Annotated in this window: 20 protein-coding genes and 1 tRNA gene; 9 read left to right on the top strand and 12 right to left on the bottom strand. The window is 66.6% G+C overall.

Annotated features, from left to right (window positions below):
• Window positions 1–6 precede the first annotated feature (6 nt).
• The 7 genes from VSX79_RS17515 to manD form a co-directional block, all read right to left on the bottom strand.
• Window positions 7–510, bottom strand: a complete 504-nt coding sequence (locus tag VSX79_RS17515; RefSeq protein ID WP_179497797.1) for a MarR family winged helix-turn-helix transcriptional regulator — start codon at window positions 508–510, stop codon at window positions 7–9.
• A 27-nt stretch (window positions 511–537) separates the two neighbouring features.
• Window positions 538–951: a hypothetical protein gene (locus VSX79_RS17510; RefSeq protein ID WP_179497795.1), complete on the bottom strand. Its 414-nt coding sequence runs from the start codon at window positions 949–951 to the stop codon at window positions 538–540.
• 25 nt (window positions 952–976) lie between these two features.
• On the bottom strand, window positions 977–1351 hold the full coding sequence (locus VSX79_RS17505; RefSeq protein ID WP_179497793.1) for a hypothetical protein: 375 nt from the start codon (window positions 1349–1351) through the stop codon (window positions 977–979).
• A 58-nt stretch (window positions 1352–1409) separates the two neighbouring features.
• The gene (locus tag VSX79_RS17500; RefSeq protein ID WP_218844563.1) at window positions 1410–1907 is read right to left on the bottom strand and encodes a response regulator transcription factor; all 498 of its coding nucleotides are present in this window, start codon (window positions 1905–1907) and stop codon (window positions 1410–1412) included.
• A gap of 84 nt (window positions 1908–1991) precedes the next feature.
• Entirely contained in the window at window positions 1992–2699 is a 708-nt protein-coding gene (locus VSX79_RS17495) for a FadR/GntR family transcriptional regulator (protein WP_179497789.1), read from the bottom strand.
• A gap of 13 nt (window positions 2700–2712) precedes the next feature.
• The gene (locus VSX79_RS17490) at window positions 2713–3639 is read right to left on the bottom strand and encodes a DUF4861 family protein (protein WP_179497787.1); all 927 of its coding nucleotides are present in this window, start codon (window positions 3637–3639) and stop codon (window positions 2713–2715) included.
• Complete coding sequence (gene manD, locus VSX79_RS17485; RefSeq protein ID WP_179497785.1) at window positions 3639–4850, bottom strand: D-mannonate dehydratase ManD; 1212 nt, start codon at window positions 4848–4850, stop codon at window positions 3639–3641. Before manD ends, VSX79_RS17490 begins: the two co-directional genes overlap by 1 nt.
• A 128-nt stretch (window positions 4851–4978) precedes the next feature.
• On the opposite strand from manD, the gene VSX79_RS17480 reads away from it, so the two are divergent.
• The 4 genes from VSX79_RS17480 (at window position 4979) to VSX79_RS17465 (ending at window position 11628) form a co-directional block, all read left to right on the top strand.
• Window positions 4979–6130: a glycoside hydrolase family 88/105 protein gene (locus VSX79_RS17480; protein ID WP_179497783.1), complete on the top strand. Its 1152-nt coding sequence runs from the start codon at window positions 4979–4981 to the stop codon at window positions 6128–6130.
• A gap of 163 nt (window positions 6131–6293) precedes the next feature.
• On the top strand, window positions 6294–9215 hold the full coding sequence (locus VSX79_RS17475) for a TonB-dependent receptor (RefSeq protein ID WP_326913966.1): 2922 nt from the start codon (window positions 6294–6296) through the stop codon (window positions 9213–9215).
• Between the two features lie 152 nt (window positions 9216–9367).
• Window positions 9368–10468, top strand: a complete 1101-nt coding sequence (locus VSX79_RS17470) for an alginate lyase family protein (protein WP_179497779.1) — start codon at window positions 9368–9370, stop codon at window positions 10466–10468.
• Window positions 10465–11628: an alginate lyase family protein gene (locus VSX79_RS17465; RefSeq protein WP_326913965.1), complete on the top strand. Its 1164-nt coding sequence runs from the start codon at window positions 10465–10467 to the stop codon at window positions 11626–11628. The genes VSX79_RS17470 and VSX79_RS17465 overlap by 4 nt, the downstream gene beginning before the upstream one ends.
• Here VSX79_RS17465 and VSX79_RS17460 read toward each other — a convergent pair.
• The 4 genes from VSX79_RS17460 to VSX79_RS17445 all read right to left on the bottom strand — a co-directional run bounded on the left by VSX79_RS17460 (window position 11625) and on the right by VSX79_RS17445 (window position 15775).
• Window positions 11625–13217, bottom strand: a complete 1593-nt coding sequence (locus VSX79_RS17460; RefSeq protein WP_179497775.1) for an acyl-CoA dehydrogenase family protein — start codon at window positions 13215–13217, stop codon at window positions 11625–11627. The two genes, VSX79_RS17465 and VSX79_RS17460, sit on opposite strands and share 4 nt — an antisense overlap.
• Before the next feature lie 2 nt (window positions 13218–13219).
• Window positions 13220–14434 (bottom strand): acetyl-CoA C-acetyltransferase, encoded by a 1215-nt coding sequence (locus VSX79_RS17455; RefSeq protein WP_326913964.1) that lies wholly within the window; start codon window positions 14432–14434, stop codon window positions 13220–13222.
• Window positions 14435–14437: 3 nt separating this feature from the next.
• A complete protein-coding gene (locus tag VSX79_RS17450) occupies window positions 14438–15646 on the bottom strand; it encodes a CoA transferase (RefSeq protein ID WP_179497770.1) in 1209 nt (402 codons plus the stop codon).
• A gap of 52 nt (window positions 15647–15698) precedes the next feature.
• Window positions 15699–15775: transfer RNA gene (locus tag VSX79_RS17445), tRNA-Arg, on the bottom strand.
• 100 nt (window positions 15776–15875) lie between these two features.
• On the opposite strand from VSX79_RS17445, the gene VSX79_RS17440 reads away from it, so the two are divergent.
• A complete protein-coding gene (locus tag VSX79_RS17440; RefSeq protein WP_218844519.1) occupies window positions 15876–16943 on the top strand; it encodes a YeiH family protein in 1068 nt (355 codons plus the stop codon).
• 31 nt (window positions 16944–16974) lie between these two features.
• Here the strand turns inward: VSX79_RS17440 and VSX79_RS17435 are convergent, their stop codons facing one another.
• Entirely contained in the window at window positions 16975–17757 is a 783-nt protein-coding gene (locus VSX79_RS17435) for a zinc-ribbon domain-containing protein (RefSeq protein WP_326913963.1), read from the bottom strand.
• 158 nt (window positions 17758–17915) lie between these two features.
• Here VSX79_RS17435 and ftsE point away from each other — a divergent pair, with 158 nt between their 5' ends.
• From ftsE to VSX79_RS17415, 4 genes are read left to right on the top strand one after another with little or no spacing between them, the layout of a single operon-like run.
• A complete protein-coding gene (gene ftsE, locus VSX79_RS17430; RefSeq protein WP_179497766.1) occupies window positions 17916–18647 on the top strand; it encodes a cell division ATP-binding protein FtsE in 732 nt (243 codons plus the stop codon).
• 10 nt (window positions 18648–18657) lie between these two features.
• Window positions 18658–19575 carry a cell division protein FtsX gene (locus VSX79_RS17425; protein ID WP_326913962.1) on the top strand — a complete coding sequence of 306 codons (918 nt, stop codon included), beginning with the start codon at window positions 18658–18660 and terminating at the stop codon, window positions 19573–19575.
• Window positions 19572–20102 carry a YdcF family protein gene (locus tag VSX79_RS17420; RefSeq protein ID WP_326913961.1) on the top strand — a complete coding sequence of 177 codons (531 nt, stop codon included), beginning with the start codon at window positions 19572–19574 and terminating at the stop codon, window positions 20100–20102. Before VSX79_RS17425 ends, VSX79_RS17420 begins: the two co-directional genes overlap by 4 nt.
• An 11-nt stretch (window positions 20103–20113) precedes the next feature.
• Window positions 20114–20833, top strand: a complete 720-nt coding sequence (locus tag VSX79_RS17415; protein ID WP_326913960.1) for a lysophospholipid acyltransferase family protein — start codon at window positions 20114–20116, stop codon at window positions 20831–20833.
• The last annotated feature ends 28 nt before the right edge of the window (window positions 20834–20861 follow it).

The raw sequence follows: 20861 nt of genomic DNA, 5'->3' as shown, positions 1-20861 counted from the left end.
GCGCAACTAGGCTGCCAGCTGCAGCATGGCCTGACGGACGCCGCCGACCCTTTCGAAATAGCTGGCCATGCGCTCGGTCCCGTGGTCGCTCAGCCGCACGATCGTGCGGCGGCGATCACGCTCGTCGATCGAGCGATGCACCAGCCCGCGCCGTTCGAGCGATGCGATCATGCGCAGCCCTGACGACAGCGGAACCCCCGCGCCGGTCGCGAGATCGCTGGCGCTGAGCACGCGGCCGTGCGCGCCCGCGAGCATCAGGTCGAGCATCATGTCCCAGACGGGTCCCGATATTTCGGTGTCGCCGAAATGGCTGCGGCGGATGCGCCTGATCTGGATGCTGAGCGACAATTGGTCGAGCAGCCCGGCATCGGACGGAGCGCTGTCGCGCGCCGCCTCGACTCCGCGCACGGCGGCGGGCGGCGATTCCTCGCCGCGGCTCGCGAGCAGTTCGTGGATCTGATCGACCCGCGATTTCAGCTCGGCAATTTCTTCGTTCGAAAACGGCTGCATGTGACGATGCCCCTGGGGAGCCACATTTCAGGCCGTGACGTCATTCCGCCGACTGTAGGATCCCGATGCGTAGATGATCAGCAACAGGATCGGATAGGATATATACACCGAGAGCAGCGAATAGGGCCGCGCCAATATCTCCGAGAACATGAGCTTCTGGATATGCCCGAAAATGGCGATCAGCTGCCATCCGGTGATCCAGTAAGGCCAGAAACTCTGCGTCCGCATGGCGATGAACCAGAAGCTCATCAGAACCAGCACGTCGATGATGAAGATATTGACCTCGATGTTGGTCCAGGTCGGAAAAGGCGTCACGGCCGTCGTGAGGACCGAGGCGATCAATGCCGTATAGGCTGCCCAGCGTTCAAACGGTCCGCCGCGTCGGATCGCGACGGCCACGGTGATGAGCAGAACGGCATAATAGATCGCCACGGACCACATTGTGGCAGTCAACCTTTCTTGCGGATCAACCGGCCTTCGCGAACGTCGGCGCGTCTGCGCCCTGACGGTCGTTGCTGCCTTCGTCGACCAGCTTCGCAGCGGCCGGCTTCACGCCCGCGCCGAACATGCGCGTGCCGAGGCCGACTTCCTTCTGCGTCACCGTCAGCGCCAGATGCGCGTCGGTGAGGAGCTGGCGGACATCGCCGGCGGCGGCCAGCGCCTGTGCGACCTTCGCCATCGCTTCCTGGCCGACGATCGCGGACATGTTCGTCTCGCGGCGCGCGGTGGGCAGCGTCGCGGCGAGCTGGGCGATGCGGATCATCACTTCGTCGATGGCGTCTTCGGCCAGATGCAGCTCGGAAGCGATCTTCTTCGCCGCAGAAACTCGTTGATTCAGCATTATCTTTTTCCTTGAAAAAGAATGCTACCGGTTCCCCCCCGCAGCATTCGTTCGAACATCAGGTCAGAACGCGACCAAGTCCGACAAGGATCGAATAGAGGGCGGAGAAAGCCAAAATCGTCGCGAACGCGATCAGGATTGGCCAGATTATCCTTTCCATCAACCCATGCCGGTTGGCCGGCTGGGACGCGGTAGGAAATGGCGAACCAATATCGAAAATTCGCCGAAACGAACTGCGCCCCGCTTCGGCATCGGCGGGCGGAGCAACGTCGCCTAGGTCGATCAATTGATATGTCAAAGGCTGATAAGGGGTAACATCATCGAAGACACCGTTAACCGCCAGGATTCGCGCTGCCTCTATCCTGTTCGAAACATTAAGCTTTTTCAAAACCCGCCGAACCCGTTCATCGACCGTGTGCGGTGAAACGTTCATCAGGCGGGCGATCTGCTTGGAATTTTTGTGCTCGTAAACGTGCCGCAACGTTTCAATCTGCGCGGCGGACAGCAGGCTGAGGTAATTGTCGGGGTCGCCTTGCACGGGGTTGGAATAGAGCATCACGAGTCGAAATCAAGGTCGGTAGCTAGCTAATTTCCTGCCTGACCCACATTCGGCCATCCCCTCTGCGTCCGATTCGCCCCGCTATCGGCTCTCCTTCAGACCGCGATAGCGCTGGATCGACTTTTCGATGTGCCGGCGCGCGGCGCGGCGCGCGGCGACCGGATCGCCCGCCTCGATCGCGACGACGATCGCTTCATGGTCGCGGTTGATCGTGTGCGCGTAGCGCTGGTGCCGGACCGGATCGTCGCCCTGCAGATAGAGCCGCCGCGATGGCACGAGCCGGACGCCGAGAAACTGGGTGAACCGCAGGAAATAGGGGTTGCCGGTCGCGCTGGCGATCGCGGCGTGAAAGGCGGCGTCGGCGGCGACCGACGCATCGACGTCGCGGCTTTCCTCCATCGCGTCGAGCGTGCGGCGCAGCGCCGCAAGGTCGGCGTCGGTCCGCCGGCGCGCGGCGAGATCGGCCATCTCGGCCTCGAACCCCATGCGCATTTCGAGGAGCCTCAGCACATCGTCGATTTCGCCGATTTCCTCGGCGGTAACCTGAAAGGCGCGATATTGCGCGCCGTCGGGAACATAGGCGCCCGATCCGCGCCGCGAGACCAGAAGGCCGCGCGCCGCGAGCCGCGAATAGGCCTCGCGCACGACGGTGCGGCTGACGCCGAACGTCTCGGTGATGTCCTTTTCGGTCGGAAAACGCGATCCGACGGGCATTTCGCCCGTCTCGATCTGTTCCTCGAAACGCTGGACCAGATCGTCTGCCAGCGATGCCGCCTTGGTTACCGCCATGGATGCTGCGTTATCATCGCGCCGCGAAGCTGGCTAGGGTCAAGGCCTCGGGCCGGAAATCGGGGCGCTGTGCATCGACATAGCGATTCCAGTCGGCCTCGGTCGCAAAATCGCCACCCTTGTCCCATGCCGCGCCGCTGTAATAGACGAAGGGCCGCCCCGGCTGGACGCGAACGAGGATCAGATAATTGTCGGCGTCCTCGGCGAAACCAGCAAAGGCCGCCGGATCGACGATCACCGCCGCCGCCATCCGCCCCTTGTCGCCGTCGGCGGGCCCCCACCAGCTCATGCGGGCCGCCGCTTCGTCCTTCCTGATGTCACCCAGCTTCGCGCCCCCGATCGGCCGCTTGGAGATGCCGATGCCGACGATCAGCTCGGCATCGCTGCTCGACATGATCGTCGAGTTCAACCGCGTGAAATTCGTGCCCGCGGGCAAGGTGAAGCGTCGCGTCTCGCGCACCGTGCGCTGCGTATCAACGGGCCAGGGTTCGTAATCGACGGCGAAGTCGGCGACGTCCGGTCCCGATCGCAGGATGCGCGGCCGCACATAGTTGCGCGAGGTCCACAGCTTGTTGTCGTGCCAGATGCCAAGCCCGCCAGCGCCGCGCCCCGTGCCGACATTATAGAAATCGACCCCCTCGCCATGGTCGGCATGCTGGTCGCCGGTGCGCAATTGCCGGTCCATATAAGGCCAGCGCACGCGCTTGCCCCACGCGTCGATCCCCGACGACGACGGCGGTTCGGCCGCCTCCAGCGCGCGGCCATAGATGCGAAACGCGATCCGGTCATTTTCCCAGAGCAGGTCGTCGAAACGATAGTCCGCGATCGTGACCGCGGCGCGCGCGCCTTGCTCTTCGACGGTGGCGGGGCGGATCGGCTTATGCTCCTGCGCGCCCGCCGGGGTCGCGAACAGGGCAAGAACAAGAAATAGGTTTCGCATCACCAGCTCCACATTGTGCCGTCCTCAAGCCGATTCACCGGCAGAAAGGCACGGGTATAAGGAAAGGTTCCGGCGAGCGCCTCGTCGATATCGACGCCGAGACCGGGCGCGTCGCCGGGATGAAGCATGCCGTCAGCAAAGCGATAGGCATGCGGGAAGACCGCGTCGGTCTCCGCCGTGTGGCGCATATATTCCTGGATTCCGAAATTGGGAATGGCGAGCCCCAGGTGCAGCGCCGCGGCCATCGTCACCGGCGACAGGTCGGTCGCGCCGTGACAGCCGGTGCGGACCTGGTGCAGGTCGGCGAGCGAAGCGATCTGGCGCATATGGGTGATGCCGCCCGCGTGGAGCACGGTCGCGCGGATATAGTCGATCAGCCGGTTTTCGATCAGCGCCTTGCAGTCCCACACCGACGAGAAGATTTCGCCGACGGCGAGCGGCGTCGTCGTATGCTGGCGGATCAGGCGGAACGCATCCTGATCTTCCGCCGGGGTCGCATCCTCGATCCAGAAGGGGCGGTAAGGCTCCAGATCCTTGCCGAGCCGCGCCGCCTCGATCGGGGTGAGCCGGTGATGGATGTCGTGGAGCAGATGGACGTCCCAGCCGAGCGCCTCGCGCGCCGCAGCGAATAATTCGGGGACGACGCGCATATATTTCGCCGTCGACCAGACATTCTCGGTCGGCAGGTCATTGTCGGCAGGCTCGTAGAAGTAGCGGTCCTTGCTGACGCCATAGGTCGACGCCATCCCCGGCACGCCGCATTGCAGGCGAATCGCCTTATATCCCTGCCGCTGGTAGTCGAGCGCCGCCTCGATCGTATCGGCGATCGTCGCCCCGTTGGCATGGCCATAGACCATGCAGCCCTCGCGCGCCGCGCCGCCGAGCAATTGATAGACCGGCAGCCCCGCGACCTTGCCCTTGATGTCCCACAACGCCATGTCGACCGCCGCGATCGCCGTCATCGTCACCGGGCCGCGCCGCCAATAGGCGCCCTTGTAGAGAAATTGCCAGATATCCTCGATCCGGTGCGCGTCGCGCCCGATCAGGCAGGGGGCGACATGCTCGGACAGATAGTGCGCGACGGCCAGTTCGCGGCCGTTGAGCGTCGCATCGCCAACGCCGGTCGTGCCGTCGTCGCATTCGATCTTCAGCGTCGTGAAATTGCGGCCCGGCGACGTCGATATCACCCGGGCTGACACGATCTTCGGCATTCCATCCCCTCTGGCCAATATGGGCTAGTTGTGTGACAACATTATTGACACTTGCGAGAAAAGGAAAGAGGTATGTCACCGGTGTCAAGGCGAAAAGCCGGGCCGGCTTGAAAGGGAGAGGATATGCCATGTCGCTGAGCCTGTTTTCCATGATGATGACGGCGCCCGCCGCGGTGGCGGCGCCCGCCCAGCCCGCGATGCCGCAGCCCGCCGCGATCCTCGCCGAAACGCGCCGCGTCGCGGACTGGCAGCTCGCGAACCGAACCAACTGGGCGACGATGCCCGCCGCGCGCAAGAGCGTGCAGGAGGTGCGCGACTGGCAGCAGGCAACCTTCTGGGTCGCGCTCACCGAACTTGCGAATCGCGACAGGCGATACGCCAAACCGCTGCTCGATCTCGGCCGCGCCGAGAAATGGCAGATGGGCGACCTTCCCTTCCACGCCGACGACCAGCTGATCGGGCAGGCGTGGCTGTGGGCGGCGCAAAATGGCGCTGGCAGGCAGGCCATCACGCCGATGCGAACCTATTTCGACCATGTGCTCGCCAACCGCCCGACGATCGGGCTCGAATTCATTCCCGTCGCGCCGGGCAAGGGCACATCGACCTGCACCGACCGCTGGTGCTGGTGCGACGCCTTGTTCATGGCGCCCCCGACCATGCTGCGCCTCGCCAAGGCGACGGGTGACAAGCGTTATGCCGATTTCGTGCACGAGGAGTGGAAGGCGACGACCGATTATCTCTTCGACCCGTCGGAGCAGCTCTATTTCCGCGACAGCCGCTTTTTCGACATGCGCGACGCCAAGGGGCGCAAGCTGTTCTGGAGCCGCGGCAATGGCTGGGTGATGGGCGGGCTCGTCCGCGTGCTGCAGGTGCTCGACGAAAAGGACCCCGAGCGCCCCTATTACGAGAAGCTGTTCAAGAACATGGCCACGAAGCTGGTGACGCTGCAAAAGGCCGACGGATACTGGCCCGCCTCGCTGCTTGACGATGATCGCGGCACGCCGCCCGAATCGAGCGGCACCGCCTTCTTCACCTATGCCTTTGCGTGGGGGGTCGACAATGGCTTGCTCGACCGCGCGACTTACGAGCCCGCCGCGGTGCGCGGCTGGGCTGCGCTCGGCCGCGCGGTGCAGCCCGACGGGATGCTCGGCTGGGTTCAGCAGGTCGGCGACCGTCCCGACAGCGTGTCGGCGAAGGAGACGCAATTCTATGGCAGCGGCGCCTATCTGCTCGCCGGGACGGCCATGTACGACTTGGCGAGAAAACGCGGAAGGTCTTGATATCTGGCGGATATACTCCACCGGACCGACCCGCCACGCGAACGATTGACTTCCCCCATCAAAGTTGTAATACATTTCATAAGTTGTATGACATCTAAGATTGACACCGGTATCAACCGGGTCATCGCCGCAGATCAGGGGCGGCAGGAAAAGGAGAGGGAAAATGAAGTCATCATCGGTCTTGCCGACTCGCGCCGCGTTGCTGGCGTCGGCCGCGCTGTTCGCCGCCACGCCCCTGTGGGCACAGGAAGCGCCCGCCGACATCGAAGGCGAGCAGGTTCCGGCGGTCGATGGCGATGACGAAATCCTCGTCACCGGAACGCGCGCGACGCAGCGCAGTTCGATCGAGTTCAAGCGCGCCGCCGACGTCGTCGTCGACGGCCTTGTCAGCGACGAGATCGGCGCCACGCCCGACAATTCGGTCGGCGACACGCTCGAACGCATCGCCGGCGTTTCGGCCGACCGCTTCAAGGGCAATGCCAACGAGCTGTCGGTACGCGGCCTCGGGCCGACGCTCAGCTTCTCGACCTTCAACGGCCGCGAGGTGTCGACGGCGGGACCCGACCGTTCGGTCGCCTTCCAGCAATTCCCGTCGGAGCTGGTGAACGGCGTCCTCGTTTATAAATCACAGCGCGCCGACTTCCTCGAAGGCGGCGTCGGCGGGGTGATCGAACTCCGCTCGATGAAGCCCCTCGACTATGGCAGGCGGCGCATCCAGTTCGAGGTGCGCGGCGATTTCCAGCCGCAGGACAACGATGTCTATCAGCACGACGGGCTCGGCTATCGCGCCAATTTCGCCTATACCGACCAATATGAAACCGGGCTCGGCGACATCGGCGTGTCGATCGGTTACCAGCGGCAGGACACAAGCGCGCCCGAGGATTATTACAACGGCAATTCGACCTTTCAGCTCTGCAACACGTCGGCCGACAATCCCTGGCAGCTGACCGGCAATGCCGCGGCGCAGGCCGCCGCCGGCGCCAATATCAACTGCACCTTCGCCGAGGGACCGCGCACCGCCAATGGCGTCACCGTCGGCGAGACGATCGGCGACACTTATTTCCCGACCTCATCGCGCAGCTTCCGCACCCAAAAGACGTCGGAAGTGCGCGACGGGCTGATCGGCTCGATCCAATGGCGTCCATCGCCCGAATTCGAGGTCGCGATCGACGGCCAATATTCGAAGCGCCGCAGCCGCGAGGACCGCAATGTGCTGGGCATTCCCGAAAGCCTGCGCGGACTCGAGCCGCTGATCATCGGCGACGGCAGCAATGGCTACTCACCCGGCGCGCTGATCAGCTATCGCGGCAATTCGAATATCGAGAACCAGCTCGAAACGCGCCAGCGCAACGAAACCTACAAGGGCGGGGGCCTGGGCCTGATCTGGACGCCCGACCGCTGGACGGTCAGCTTCGACGGCTCCTATTCGGACAGCCACCGCACCGAGACGCAGAAAGCGACGCGCATGCGTTCGAACCGCCGCGTCGGCTATACGCTGACCTATCTGGACGACGATGTCGTGCCGAATGTCGAGTTCGAGGATTTCGACATCACCGACCACGACCTGTTCCTGACCACCGCGCCCAATTCGGTCTATGCGCGCAACCGCTTCGTCACCGACCGCCGCGACCGCATCTGGGCCGGACGGCTCGATATCGAGCGCGAACTCGACGGCTTCATCACCTCGGTCAAGGTCGGCGGCCGCTATTCGGACCATCACCGCACCAACGACAATGCGCGCAACAACGACCTCAACACGCTCGCTGAAATCGACGGCGCTACCCCAGCCGAGCTGATCGCGCAGGCGAACCAGCTATGCCGCGTGCCCTTTACCACCACCAGCTACATGCAGGGCATGGGCACCAACGTCACGCGTTGGGCGACCTTCGACAACGACTGCCTGTTCCGCACCTTCACCGGCGGCGACGATGCGCTTCCCTATCCAACCGACGGGCGCGATCCGAGCGACATCGACGTCACCGAGCGCATCTATGCGCTCTACGGCCTCGCCAATTTCGAATCGCAGGCGGGCAGCGTGCCGTTCAGCGGCAATATCGGGCTGCGCTGGGTCAAGACCGAGATCACCTCGATCGGCTATCGCCAGCCCTATGTGATCACGATCGACACCGCCGGCGACAGCTATAGCGTCGACCCCGACCCGAATGGCGAACTCCAGACGAACCGCGCCAAAGGCAGCTATAATTACTTCCTGCCGAGCGCGAATATCGCGTTCGACCTGTTGCAAGAGGTCAAGTTGCGCTTCGCCGCCTATCGCGCGATCGCGCGGTCGGGGATCGAAAGCTTCGGCGCGGGCATCCGGCTCAACCCCTCAGCGGGGACCGGGCTCGACAATATCATCTTCGACGCCACCACCGGCAACCCGAACCTCAAGCCGCTACGCGCGTGGAACCTCGACGCGAGCCTCGAACTTTACGCTTCGCAAGATACGCTGCTCTCGATCGCGGGCTATTATAAATGGGCGAAGGGCACGGTGATCAGCGCCGAGGAGCCGATCCCGACCGATGTCACGATCACGACGATCCGCGACGGCGGCGCGCCGGTAACCGAGACCGTCACCATTTCGCCGGTGGCCCCGACGAACGACAGCGAGACGCGGCACCTCTACGGGATCGAGGCGACCGCGAGCCACGCCTTCACCTGGCTTCCCGACCCGCTCGACGGGCTCGGCATCCAGGGGTCGGTCAACCGCGCCTTCGCCAATTTCGAATATCCCGACACCTCGCCGATCGCCGACTATGTCAACCCGGCGAACCTGATCGGCCTGTCGAAATGGACCGCGAGCGGATCGGTATGGTTCGAGAAATGGGGCCTCTCGCTGCGCGCCAACCTCCGCTACCGCTCGGGCTATTACAAGCCGAACAGCGGCACCAATCGCGAGATTCGCGGCGCCACCTACGTCAATCTTTCGGCGCAGTACAACCTGACCGAGAATGTCCAGGTGAAGCTGCAGGCGCTGAACGTCACCGGCACGAACGACGTCATGTACAAGGGCGGATACGACAGCATCGCCGAGGTGTCGCGCAGCGGCACGCAATATTTCTTCGGCTTCCGGGTCCGCCTGTGACGCCATCGAGTTTAGCCCGACTCCCTTGGGCTATCCTGGCCGCCGCCGCGACTCCGTCCGCGGCGGCGGCTTTTTCCCTGTCCCCGGCGGCGCCCGTCTGCGACGCGAGCGAAGGCTATTCGGCTTCGTTCGACGGTCGCCGCACCTTCGCGTTGCGCCCCGCCGATCTCGAAGCGATCAAGGCGGCGCTGCCGACCAACCCCGCGATCGGCGCCGCATATCGCGACCTGACCGTCCGCGCCGACAAGGCGCTTGCGGCGAAACCCGGGTCGGTGATCGACAAGCGCAGCACCCCCGTGTCGGGCGACCGCCACGACTATGTCAGCCTCGCGCGCTATTGGTGGCCCGATCCCGCGAATCCGAGGGGTCCCTATCGGCGCCGCGACGGCGACACCAACCCGGACATTGAAAGCGACCGCTTCGACCGCGCCGCGCTCGCGCGCATGGTGCGCGACGCCGATACGCTCGCGCTCGCTTATTATTACAGCGGCGAGCGATCATATGCCGACGGCGCCGCGCGCGCCATCCGCGCGTGGTTTCTCGACCCCGCGACGCGCATGAACCCGAACATGAACTTCGCGCAGGCCGTGCCCGGCGTGTCGAACGGCCGCGCCGAAGGCGTGCTCGACGGCGCCGGCTTCATCGCGGCGATCGACGCCGTCGGCCTGATCGCACCCTCGGGCGCGCTGACGCCCGCCGAGACAGAGGCGCTCGAAAGCTGGTTTTCGCGCTACACCGACTGGATGCTGACAAGCCCGAACGGCAGGGCCGAAGGCAAGGCATCCAACAATCACGGTCTCTGGTACGATGCGCAGGTCGCGCGTTTCGCGCTGTTTGCGCGGCGCCCCGATGTCGCGCGCCGGATCGTCGCCGCCTTTCCCGCGAAGCGCCTCGCGCGACAAGTCGATCCATCCGGCGCGCTACCGAAGGAGCTGACCCGGACGCGCAGCTTCCATTATTCGCTCTATGCGCTCTCCGCCGCCTACACAGTCGCCGACAGCGCGGCATGCCTTGGCAGCGACCTTTATCACGTCGAGGAAAAGGGCCGCTCGCTGCGCAAGGCGACCGATTATGTCGCCGCCTTTCGCGGGCGCGCGTCCGACTGGCGCTATCGGGAGCGGGGCTGGCCCGCCGCCATGCTGGACGAACTGCTCGTGCGCGCCGACGACGCGTGGGGTCCGGGCGCCTATCCGCGCGCTGTCGACGGCGACCTGTTGCTGCGCCACCGCATCGCCGTAAAGGACGAACGATGATCGCCCGCCGCACCCTGCTCCTCGCCACGCTTCTCGCCGCGCCTGCGGCATGGGCGCGGCCGGGCGCCACGACGATCGATGTCCGTGCGATCGAGCGCCGCCGCCTGCTGCCGCAGGCCGAAGCGCTGCTCGCCGCCGAACCGCGCACCGTCGCCGCGGTCCCGGCGCCGCGCAGTCCCGCCGGGCGGCAGGATTATTATTCGGAGGGCGATTATTGGTGGCCCGACCCGGCGAGCCCCGGCGGCCCCTATGTCCGCCGCGACGGCCGCTCGAACCCCGACAAGTTCGACGGCCACCGCGACGCGCTGATCGCGTTCGGGCGTACCGTCCCCGCGCTCGCGGCGCTGTGGAACCTCACCGCCGACGCGCGCTTTGCCGATGCTGCGATGCGCCACCTCCACGCATGGTTCGTCGATCCGAAAACGCGAATGAATCCTAACCTCGACCATGCGCAAGCGATCATCGGCGTCAACAGCGGCCGCGCGATCGGGGTGATCGACACGCTGCAGATCGTCGAGGTCGCGCGCGCCGCGACGCTGTTCGCGCGGCGGAACGCGCCGGGCTATGCCGCGATCCGCACCGACGTCGAGGACTGGTTCGCATCCTATCTGGGCTGGCTCACCACCTCACCCTTCGGCATCGAGGAACGCGACGAGAAGAACAACCACGGCAGCTGCTGGCTGCTGCAGGCGGCGAGCTTCGCCGCGCTGCTCGGCCGCGCCGACATTCTCGCCGACGCCCGAACCCGGCTCAAGACGATCATCGTCCCGACACAGATCGCCCCCGACGGTCGCCAGCCGCTCGAACTCGCGCGCACCAAGCCTTATGCCTATTCGCTCTTCAACCTCGACGTGCTCGCGGCATCGGCGTGGCTGCTCGGCGGCGGCGAACTGATCGGCTGGAAGACCGCCGACGGTCGCTCGATCGCCGGCGCGATCGCATGGATGGCCCCCTATATCGCCGGCAAGGGTAAATGGCCGCGCGCGCCCGATGTCGAATATTGGGACGGCTTCCCGGTGCGCCAGCCGAACCTGCTCTTCGGCGGTCTCGCGCAGCAACGCGGCGACTGGCTGACCCTCTGGCAAAGGCTCGACCCCGATCCCGTTGTCGGCGAGGTCGTGCGCAACTTTCCCGTGCGCCAGCCTTTGCTCTGGCTCTAGTTTCGCCCTTCGATCAGCCCGCGCGCGATCACCTGCGCCTGAATCTCCGCCGCGCCCTCGAAGATATTGAGGATGCGCGCATCGCACAGCACGCGGCTGATTTCATATTCGAGCGCATAGCCGTTGCCGCCGTGGATCTGCAGGCTGGCGTCGGCGTTCGACCAGGCGGCCCGCGCACCGAGCAGCTTCGCCATGCCCGCCTCGATGTCGCAGCGCTTGCCGCTGTCCTTGGCGCGCGCGGCGGCATAGCTCAGCTCGCGCGCCACGACGAAATCGACGAGGCTCATCGCGAGCTTGTCGGCGACGCGCGGGAAATGGACGATCGCCTTGCCGAACTGCTTGCGGGCGAGCGCATAGTCGAGCCCGAGTTCGAGCGCGCGCCGCGCGACGCCGACCGCGCGCGCGGCGGTCTGTATGCGCGCGCCCTCGAAGGTCCGCATCAATTGCTTGAAGCCCTGCCCCTCCTCGCCGCCGAGCAGCGCGTCGGCGGGCGCCGTCATGCCGTCAAACTGCAACGCATATTCGCGCATCCCGCGATAGCCGAGCACTTCGATCTCGCTGCCGCCCATGCCCGCCGCCGGAAAGGGATCAGCGTCGGTCCCGCGCGGTTTCGGGACGAGCAGCATCGAGAGGCCGGCATAGCCCTTCGCGTCGGGGACGGTGCGCGCCAGCAGGGTCATCAGGTCCGAGCGCGCGGCGTGGGTGATCCAGTTTTTCGCGCCGTCGATCACCCAATGATCGTCGGCGCGCCGCGCGCGCGTCTGGAGCGAGCCGAGGTCCGACCCGACGTCGGGTTCGGTGAACACGGCGGTCGGCAACACCTCCCCGCTTGCGATCTTCGGCAGCCATTCCGCCTTTTGCGCGTCGGTGCCGCCCATCGCGATCAGCTCGCCTGCGATCTCCGACCGCGTGCCGAGCGACCCCGCGCCGATCCAGCCGCGCGACAGCTCCTCGGTGACGATGCACATGACGAGCTTACCGAGGCCCAGCCCGCCGAACGCTTCAGGGATGCAGACGCCGAAGGTGCCGAGGTCGGCCATCGCCCGAACGGTGACATCGGGGATCAGCGCGTTGGCGAGGTGCCAGCCATGCGCATGCGGAATGATCGCGGCGTCGGTGAAGCGGCGATATTGATCGCGGATCGCGTCGAGGTCGGCGTCGTGGAGCGTCTCGCTCGGCCAGTGACCCCCGGCGAGCGCAGCGGCGACCTCGGCGCGGGTTGCCGCGTGGTCGGCGTCGAGCAAGTCGGCGCAGGCATTGGCAAGGTTGCACCCGGCGGCGGCAATGCCGAGGTCGGCGGGGCGGAAAATCTCGTTCTGCCCCATCGGCAGCCCGCCGGCGAGCTGTCCGATCCCTTCGGCGAAGGCGAGCGTGGCGATCTTCGCATCGAGCGGGTTCGAGTCCCGGCCGGACTCGCACCAGTCCAGCGTCGCTTCGAGCGCCGCGACCGTCGTCGCGACCCACGCGAAACCGTGCGCCGCGCGCTGCTCGGCGTCGATCGGCCGCGACGCCAGCCGCTCGCCGAGCGCCGTTTGCGCGGCGCCGCGATAGCTCCGCGCGGCGGCGAGGGCCTCCCGCAAATCGGCCATGCTCAGGCGGCGCGCTCGAAGATCGCGGCGATGCCCTGCCCGCCGCCGATGCACATCGTCTCAAGCCCGTAACGGCCGTCGCGGCGCACCAGCTCGCGCGTCAAATTGGCGAGAATACGCCCGCCGGTCGCGCCGATCGGGTGACCGAGCGAGATGCCCGACCCGTTGACGTTCAAAATCTCGTTCCGGCTGTCGTCTTCCGACCAGCCCCAGCCCTTCAACACCGCGAGTACCTGCGGCGCGAAGGCTTCGTTGAGCTCGACGAGGTCGATGTCGCCCCAGCCGAGCCCGCTGCGCGCGAACAGCCGCTCGGCCGCGGGCACCGGGCCGATCCCCATCCGGCTCGGGTCGCAGCCCGCCGCCGCCGCGCTGTGATACCAGGCGATTGGCTCGAGCCCGAGTTCTTCGAGCTTGTCCTCGGCGACGACGAGGCACGCCGCCGCGGCATCGTTTTGCTGGCTCGCGTTGCCCGCCGTCACGACCCCGCCTTCGAGTGGACGCAGCTTGCCGAGCGATTCCATCGTCGCGTCGGCGCGATAGCCCTCATCGTGCGCGAAGATCACCGGATCGCCCTTCTTCTGCGGCACGCTGACCGGCACCAGCTCGTCGTCGAACAGCCCCTTCGCCCACGCCGCCGCCGCGCGCTGGTGGCTCTGCACCGCATAGGCGTCGGCCGCCTCGCGCGTGATGCCATAGTCCTTCGCCAGATTTTCGGCGGTCTCGATCATCCCGGTGATGACGCCGAAGCGTTCGACCGGCTGCGACATCAGCCGGCCGCGCGTCAGCCGGTCGTGGAGCGTGAGGTTGCCCGCGCGAACCCCTTTGCGAATATCGGTCGAATAATGTTCGACGTTCGACATCGACTCGACGCCCCCCGCGACGACGACGTCGGACATGCCCGTCTGCACCATCATCGCGGCGTTGATCACCGCCTGCAGCCCCGATCCGCAGCGGCGGTCGAGCTGGTAGCCTGGCACCTCGAGCGGCAGGCCCGCGGCGAGCCACGACCAGTGGCCGATGCTCGGCGCCTCGCCATTGCCATAGCCCTGCGAAAAGACGACGTCGTCGACGCGCGCCGGGTCGATCTTCGTCCGCTCGACCAGCGCCTTCAATATCACCGCGCCAAGCTCGCCCGCGGTCATTGACGAAAGCGCGCCCCCGAACTTGCCGACGGCGGTGCGGATCGGGGCGACGATGGCGGCGCGGCGCAGGGTCATTGTTCAATCTCCACTTTTGGCGACGCCGACGATACCGGCATCGATCAGGCGGGCAAGCTCGGCGCTCGAAAGCGACAGGCGGTCCGCCAATATTTCCTCGCTATGCTCGCCGTTGCGCGGCGCGGTGCGCGGCGGCCGGCGCTCCTGCTGCGGCAACGTCGCAAAGGCGCCTGCGGCGGGATAGGCGAAACCGCTGGGGTTGTCGGCGCTCCCGAAGATCGGATTGTCGGCGACGAGCGCCGGGTCCTGCACCGCTTCATACATGGTGCGATAGGGCGAATGGACGATCCCGCCGGCGTCGAAAGCCGCGGCGAGGTCTGCATGGTCGCGCTTCGCGATCGCCGCCTCGAACAGCGGATAGAGCGCATCGCGGTGGTCGAAGCGGAGCCCGTCGTCGGCCGCGAAGGACACGCCGCGCGCCGCCTCGATTCGTGCGACCGCCTCGCCGAGGCCGAGCGCGGCGACGAGGTTCGCCCATTGGCGCGGGGTCACGACGACGATCATCGTTCGCTGTCCGTCGCGCGTCACGAAATCGCGCCCGAACAGCCCGTAAACCGCATTGCCGAGCCGCGGCCGGTTCGCGCCCGAATAGAGCATCTCGGCGACCCCGCCCAAATTGGCGACGGTCCCGATCGCGACGTCGGAAAGCGGAATCCGCACCTCGCCGCCTTCGCCGCTCGCGCTCCGCCGCTGGATCGCCGCGAGCAACGCGAAAGCGGCATAGGCGCCGGTGAGCAAGTCCCACGCGGGCAGCACATGATTGACCGGGTCGGGGCCCGCGCCGGTCAGCATCGGATAACCGACGCTGTTGTTCACCGTATAATCGAGCGCGGGCGAGCCATCGGCCCAGCCCATCACGCGCACGGTGATCAGGTCGGCGCGCCCGTCGGCGAGCTTTTCGTGCGACAGGAAGCCGCCCACCGGGAAATTGGTGATGAACTGCCCCGTCGCGCGCACCAGTTCCTGCAGGATTTCGCGCCCTTCGGGCCGGCCGAGATCAAGCGCGACCGACTTTTTCGCGCGGTTCAGATTTTCCCAATAGAGTGAGTCATTGGCCGCGGTCACCGGCCAGCGCCGGAAATCGGGGCCGCCGCCGATCTGATCGACGCGGATCACCTCGGCGCCCATTTGCGCGCAATAGAGCCCGGCGGTTGGAGAGGCGACGAAGGAGGACGCTTCGATCACCGAGAGGCCGGCCAGCAGGTCGTACATCTGGCGCCTGTCTCCCGCGAAGTCCCGGCGTCTTCCGCCGCAGAATTCTATCTGGCGCACCCGAAGGGATTCGAACCCCTGGCCTCTGCCTTCGGAGGGCAGCGCTCTATCCAGCTGAGCTACGGGTGCTGATAGAGCGCGGCCTCTAGCAAGCCCGCGCCGCGCCAGCAATGGCCTATCGACCGGGGCGCACGGATATGCGAAGCGGGCCCCGCAACGAGGACGGGGAATGTTGGTGAAACCATCCGAACAGAGCTGGCCGATGGCTGCCGACCTTTATGGCGAGATGCAGCTCGAGGCGAACCCGCCCGCGCGGCATCGCTGGCAGGCCTATTTCCCCGGTGTTCTCGTTACCGCGATCGCGGCGCTCGCGGCGGGCTGGCTGGCCGATCATTATGCCGTGCCGATCGTGTTGATGGGGCTGCTGATCGGCCTTGCCCTTTCCTTTCTATCGCAGGACCGGCGCACGCATGCCGGGCTCGACCTGATGTCGCAGACCGCACTCCGCACCGGCATCGTTCTCATCGGCGCGCGGATCACGGCGCAGCAGCTCGCCGACCTTGGCCCCCTGCCCTTCGCTTTGCTGGCGCTGATCATGGTCATGGTCATCCTGATCACGGTCGCGAGCGCGAAGCTGTTCGGGCAAAGCCGCGACGCGGGCCTCCTTGCGGGCGGCGCGACCGCGATCTGCGGCGCCAGCGCAGCGCTCGCGCTCTATTCGCTGATCGGCGACAAACGCGTCGATCAGGCGCGTTTCACCTTAACGCTCGTCGGCATCACCGTCGCGAGTGCGCTCGCAATGACGCTCTATCCGGTGCTCGCCGCGCAATTCGGACTGTCGGATGCGCAGGCGGGGTTCCTGATCGGGGCGTCGATCCACGATGTCGCGCAGGCGATCGGCGGCGGCTTTTCCTATTCGCCTGCCGCCGGCGAGGTCGCAACAATTGTCAAACTGACGCGCGTCACCCTGCTGGCGCCGATGCTGATGCTCGTCGCGCTCTGGCTCGGCCGGAGCGGCGAGGCCGAAAGCAAGACCCGTATTCCGCTGCGCCTGCCCTGGTTCATCCTCGGCTTCCTCATCGTTGCCGCGATCAATTCGCTGGTTGCCGTTCCGAAGCCGGTCGACGATGCGGCTGCTACCGCCGCCTCGGCCCTGCTCCTCCTCGCCATCGTTGCCACCGCGATGAAAGCGCGACTCCATCTGCTGCTCGACCAGGGGTGGCAAAGCTTCGCGCCGATCATCGTGGCGACGCTGACCAGCTTCCTGTTGTCGCTGGCGGCCGCGCTCTGCTTGTGACGCCGTGGCGTCACCTCAATAGATTGTAAATTCAGCCTTTTGGTAGCGCCCAGCTCACCGTCAGCTGCGTCGCGCGGCGCGGAATGTCGAGCTTCGCCTCGCTGAAGTTGACCTTTTCATTGGGCGGCAGCATCCGCACCGGCGGCTTGATCGTCCAGCTGTAGACGATGGTCCCCTGCGCATCGCGCAGTTCGGCGAGGATCGGCGGCACGCGCTGTTCGCGGTCGGTCGGGTTGATGATCACCCCCGACGCCGCGAAATAGATGGTGCCGTCGGCCAGCTCGCGGTGATCCTGATTCGGCGGCAGCTCGATCACCAGGTCGGGCTCGTCGACCCCGCCCGGCAAGCCCAGCCCCTGCGCCCATCCCGGCAGGCCGAAATAGACAAGCCCCGCCGTCGCGGCGATCATCAGCACGGCGGCGCTCGCGGCAATCGCCGTCCAGCGTTTCGCGGGATTGCGCCGCGGGCGGCGGAACGGCAACGGCGCGTCGGCAGCGGCGGGCGTCGCGCGCGGCGCCGGCTCCGCGGCGGCGGCAAAGGCCGGCGGCGCCGGCGCGGGCTCGGGCGAAGTCTCCGTAATGTCCGGATAACCGGGCGTGGAAACTGGTGCAGGGGCAGGCTCGGCCGCCGGCGTCGGCACCGTCGCGGACGGCGCAGACGGCGCAGACGGCGCGATCGGCGCGGCGGATGCCGCCGCGGGTTCCTGAAACCAGCTATGGCGGCAATTGGCGCAGCGCACCGTGCGCCCCGTCGGTCCGATCGCCGTATCGGGCACGACATAGCGGGTGTGGCAGGACGGGCAGGCAAGGATCATGGCGTCCTCTAAACACGCTGATTCGCGGTGTTGCAAGCGCCGCGTTCCACTCGCACCTTGTCCTTGGTGCATAGCCGTGCGACAGGCAGGCGGATGAGCGGACCAGCGCCCCTGTTCCCAGGCCCCGTGCAGGCACATGGCTGCCCATGCGTGAAGCCATGACGGATCCCGCTCCCGCGCGCCCCGGCGGGGCGATGGTCGAATTCGACGGCGTCGGCCTGCGCTACGGCCCCGATGCCGAGATACTCTCCGACATCAGCTTCAACCTCCAGCCCGGCAGCTTCTATTTCCTCACCGGCGCGTCGGGCGCCGGCAAGACCTCGCTTCTGAAGATGCTCTACCTCGCGCAGCGCCCGAGCCGCGGCATCGTTCGCCTGTTCGGCGAGGATCTCGTCGCGATGCCGCGCCACCGCCTGCCCGGCTTTCGCCGCCGCATCGGCGTCGTCTTCCAGGACTTCCGACTGATCCCGCACTTGAGCGCACGCGACAATATCGCGCTGCCGCTGCGCATCGCGGGGGTCAGCGAAGAGGATCTCGCGGGCCCGGTCGGCGAGATGCTGAGCTGGATCGGGCTCGGCGACCGCGCCGAGGCGCGCCCGGCAACGCTGTCGGGCGGCGAACAGCAGCGCGTCGCGATCGCGCGCGCGGTGATCGCGCGCCCGCAACTGCTCGTCGCCGACGAGCCGACGGGCAACGTCGATCCCGAAATGGCGATGCGTTTGCTGGGACTGTTCGAGGCGCTCAATCGCCTGGGCACCACCGTCGTCGTCGCGACCCACGACATCCACCTGATCAGCCGCATCGAAAATGCGCAGATGATGCGCCTCGAAAAGGGGCGCCTCTCCGACCCCACCGGCGCGCTGCGCTATCCGCCGGCGAACAGAGCGTGATGGGCCGGGCATGATCATCCCGCGCGTCCCCGTCCAGCACCGCCGTCTGCTGCCCGATCGCCGCCTGTCGGGGCCGACGCCGTGGGTCGTCGCGATCCTGATGATGCTGACCCTGCTCGCCGCCGCCGCCGGCGTCGGGCTCGCGCGGTCGGCGAATGCGATCGGCGAAGCGATCGCAGGGCGCGTCACCGTCCAGATCGTGACCGCCAACCCGGTGACACGCGCCGAGCAGGCGGCCGCCCTCCGCCGCGCGGCCGCCGCGCAGCCCTTTGTGCGGTCGGCGCGTTCGGTCGAACGCGAGGAATTGCAGGCGACGCTCGGCCAGTGGTTCGGCAGCGAGGGGAGCGACCATGGGGGCGACGACCCGGTGCTGAAATCGCTTCCTCTGCCGGCACTGGTCGATGTGGATTTCGTCGGCGAGGATCGCGCCGGCCATATCGAGGCGCTCGGCGCCCTCGTCGCGCGCGAGGCGCCGGGCGCGCGGATCATCCCGCACGCCGAATGGCTGGGTCCCGTCGCGCGGCTCATCCGCTCGCTCGCGTGGATCGCAGGCGGACTCGTGCTGCTGATGGCGGCGGCGAGCGCCGCGGTGGTGATCATGACGGCGCGCGCCGCGCTCGCCACCCATTTTCCGACGATCGAGATGCTCCACCTGATCGGCGCGACCGATCGCCAGATCACGCGACTGTTCCAGCGCCGGATCGCGATCGACACCGCTTATGGCATCGCGCTCGGCAGCACGGTCGCCGCGGCGATCCTGCTGCTGATCGGTTGGCAATGGTCGGGGGTCACCGCCGGTCTGGCCGCAACCGCGTCGCTCGGTCCTGCGGGCTGGGCGCTCTTGCTGGCGCTGCCGCTATTGGCTATCGCGCTGGCTGCCCTGACCGCGCGGCAGACCTTGCTCGCGGCGCTCAAGAAGATTTTATGATCAAGCGCCTGATTTCCCTGTTGTTTCTGGCCTGGGTTCTCGGCTTCGCATGGTTTGCGCTGCTGTTGCCGCTGCCCGCCGAAGCGCAAAAGACCGACGCAATCGTCGTGCTGACCGGCGGGCCCGGCCGCATCGACCGCGCGCTCGAACGGCTCGAGGCCGGCGACGCCAAGCGCCTGCTGATCAGCGGCGTCGCGCGCGAGGTGAAGCCGCGCGAGCTCGCCGCCGAATATAAACGTCCCGTCAGCCTGTTCGACTGCTGCATCGCATTGGGGTTCGAGGCCGAGGATACGCGCTCGAACGCGACCGAGGTCGCGACTTGGGCAGAGCGCCGCAAATATAAGAGCATCCGGCTGATCACGACCGACTGGCACATGCGCCGCGCCGAATATGAAATCGGCCGCGCGGTCGGCGACACGGTGACGATCCTGCCCGACGCGGTACGCAGCCAGCCCAATTTCGCGACGTTGTTCCGCGAATATCATAAATATCTCGCGGGACTGGCGGGCGGCGTTCTGGGTCTCTAAGACCAGCGCCCATGCGCTACGCCGTCGCCCTTGTCCGCTCGATCCTTTTTTGGCTGCTGTTCGTCCTGATGAGCAGCATCAGCTCGATCGGCGCGGTGATCTCGCTGCCGCTCTCGCATCGCGTGACAATCTGGTTCGTGCGCATCTGGGCGCAGTCCCACCGCCTGTTTTGCCGCTTCGTCCTCGGCCAGCGGATCGTCGTAGAGGGCAAGATGCCCGACGCGCCGGTACTCTACGTCTTCAAGCATGAATCGGCGTTCGAGACGATCGAGCAGCCGATGCTGTTCAAACATCCCGCCGTGTTCGCGAAGGAAGAACTGTTCTCGATCCCCGTCTGGGGACAGGCGGCTCGTTTCTACGGGCTGATCCCCGTCGACCGCGACGGCGGCGGCAAGGCGATGCGCGCGATGCTCGGCGCGGCGAAGGCGGCGCTCGCGGTGGGGCGGCCCTTGTGCCTCTTCGCCGAAGGCACGCGCGTCCCGCATGGCCAGGCGCCCGAACTGCGCCCCGGCTTTGCCGGCATGTACCGCTTGTTGGGAATCGATGTGATCCCGGTCGCGGTCGACAGTGGCATCGCCTATCCGCCGCGCCGCTGGGTCAAATGGCCCGGCACGATCACCTACAAGGTCGGCGAAACCATCCCCGCCGGCCTGCCACGCGAAGAGGCCGAGGCACGCGTGCGCGCCGCGATCAACGCGCTGAACCCTCCCGAAGCGCTGCTGGAAGGCTGACTCCCCCATCGAGGGGAGAGGTTGGAAT

It is taken from the genome of Sphingopyxis chilensis, assembly GCF_035930445.1.
Lineage (GTDB): Bacteria > Pseudomonadota > Alphaproteobacteria > Sphingomonadales > Sphingomonadaceae > Sphingopyxis > Sphingopyxis chilensis.
Note: the sequence above shows the minus strand (reverse complement) of the source record. Positions and strands in the feature narration are given on the sequence as shown.

Coding starts and splice junctions, on each gene's coding strand:
- VSX79_RS17475 (WP_326913966.1), top strand. CDS start 6,294: ATGAAGTCATCATCGGTCTTGCCGACTCGCGCCGCGTTGCTGGCGTCG.
- VSX79_RS17440 (WP_218844519.1), top strand. CDS start 15,876: ATGTTGGTGAAACCATCCGAACAGAGCTGGCCGATGGCTGCCGACCTT.
- manD (WP_179497785.1), bottom strand. CDS start 4,850: ATGCCGAAGATCGTGTCAGCCCGGGTGATATCGACGTCGCCGGGCCGC.
- VSX79_RS17500 (WP_218844563.1), bottom strand. CDS start 1,907: ATGCTCTATTCCAACCCCGTGCAAGGCGACCCCGACAATTACCTCAGC.
- VSX79_RS17420 (WP_326913961.1), top strand. CDS start 19,572: ATGATCAAGCGCCTGATTTCCCTGTTGTTTCTGGCCTGGGTTCTCGGC.
- VSX79_RS17515 (WP_179497797.1), bottom strand. CDS start 510: ATGCAGCCGTTTTCGAACGAAGAAATTGCCGAGCTGAAATCGCGGGTC.
- VSX79_RS17510 (WP_179497795.1), bottom strand. CDS start 951: ATGTGGTCCGTGGCGATCTATTATGCCGTTCTGCTCATCACCGTGGCC.
- VSX79_RS17495 (WP_179497789.1), bottom strand. CDS start 2,699: ATGGCGGTAACCAAGGCGGCATCGCTGGCAGACGATCTGGTCCAGCGT.
- VSX79_RS17460 (WP_179497775.1), bottom strand. CDS start 13,217: ATGGCCGATTTGCGGGAGGCCCTCGCCGCCGCGCGGAGCTATCGCGGC.
- ftsE (WP_179497766.1), top strand. CDS start 17,916: ATGACGGATCCCGCTCCCGCGCGCCCCGGCGGGGCGATGGTCGAATTC.
- VSX79_RS17450 (WP_179497770.1), bottom strand. CDS start 15,646: ATGTACGACCTGCTGGCCGGCCTCTCGGTGATCGAAGCGTCCTCCTTC.
- VSX79_RS17465 (WP_326913965.1), top strand. CDS start 10,465: ATGATCGCCCGCCGCACCCTGCTCCTCGCCACGCTTCTCGCCGCGCCT.
- VSX79_RS17490 (WP_179497787.1), bottom strand. CDS start 3,639: ATGCGAAACCTATTTCTTGTTCTTGCCCTGTTCGCGACCCCGGCGGGC.
- VSX79_RS17505 (WP_179497793.1), bottom strand. CDS start 1,351: ATGCTGAATCAACGAGTTTCTGCGGCGAAGAAGATCGCTTCCGAGCTG.
- VSX79_RS17455 (WP_326913964.1), bottom strand. CDS start 14,434: ATGACCCTGCGCCGCGCCGCCATCGTCGCCCCGATCCGCACCGCCGTC.
- VSX79_RS17480 (WP_179497783.1), top strand. CDS start 4,979: ATGTCGCTGAGCCTGTTTTCCATGATGATGACGGCGCCCGCCGCGGTG.
- VSX79_RS17415 (WP_326913960.1), top strand. CDS start 20,114: ATGCGCTACGCCGTCGCCCTTGTCCGCTCGATCCTTTTTTGGCTGCTG.
- VSX79_RS17425 (WP_326913962.1), top strand. CDS start 18,658: ATGATCATCCCGCGCGTCCCCGTCCAGCACCGCCGTCTGCTGCCCGAT.
- VSX79_RS17435 (WP_326913963.1), bottom strand. CDS start 17,757: ATGATCCTTGCCTGCCCGTCCTGCCACACCCGCTATGTCGTGCCCGAT.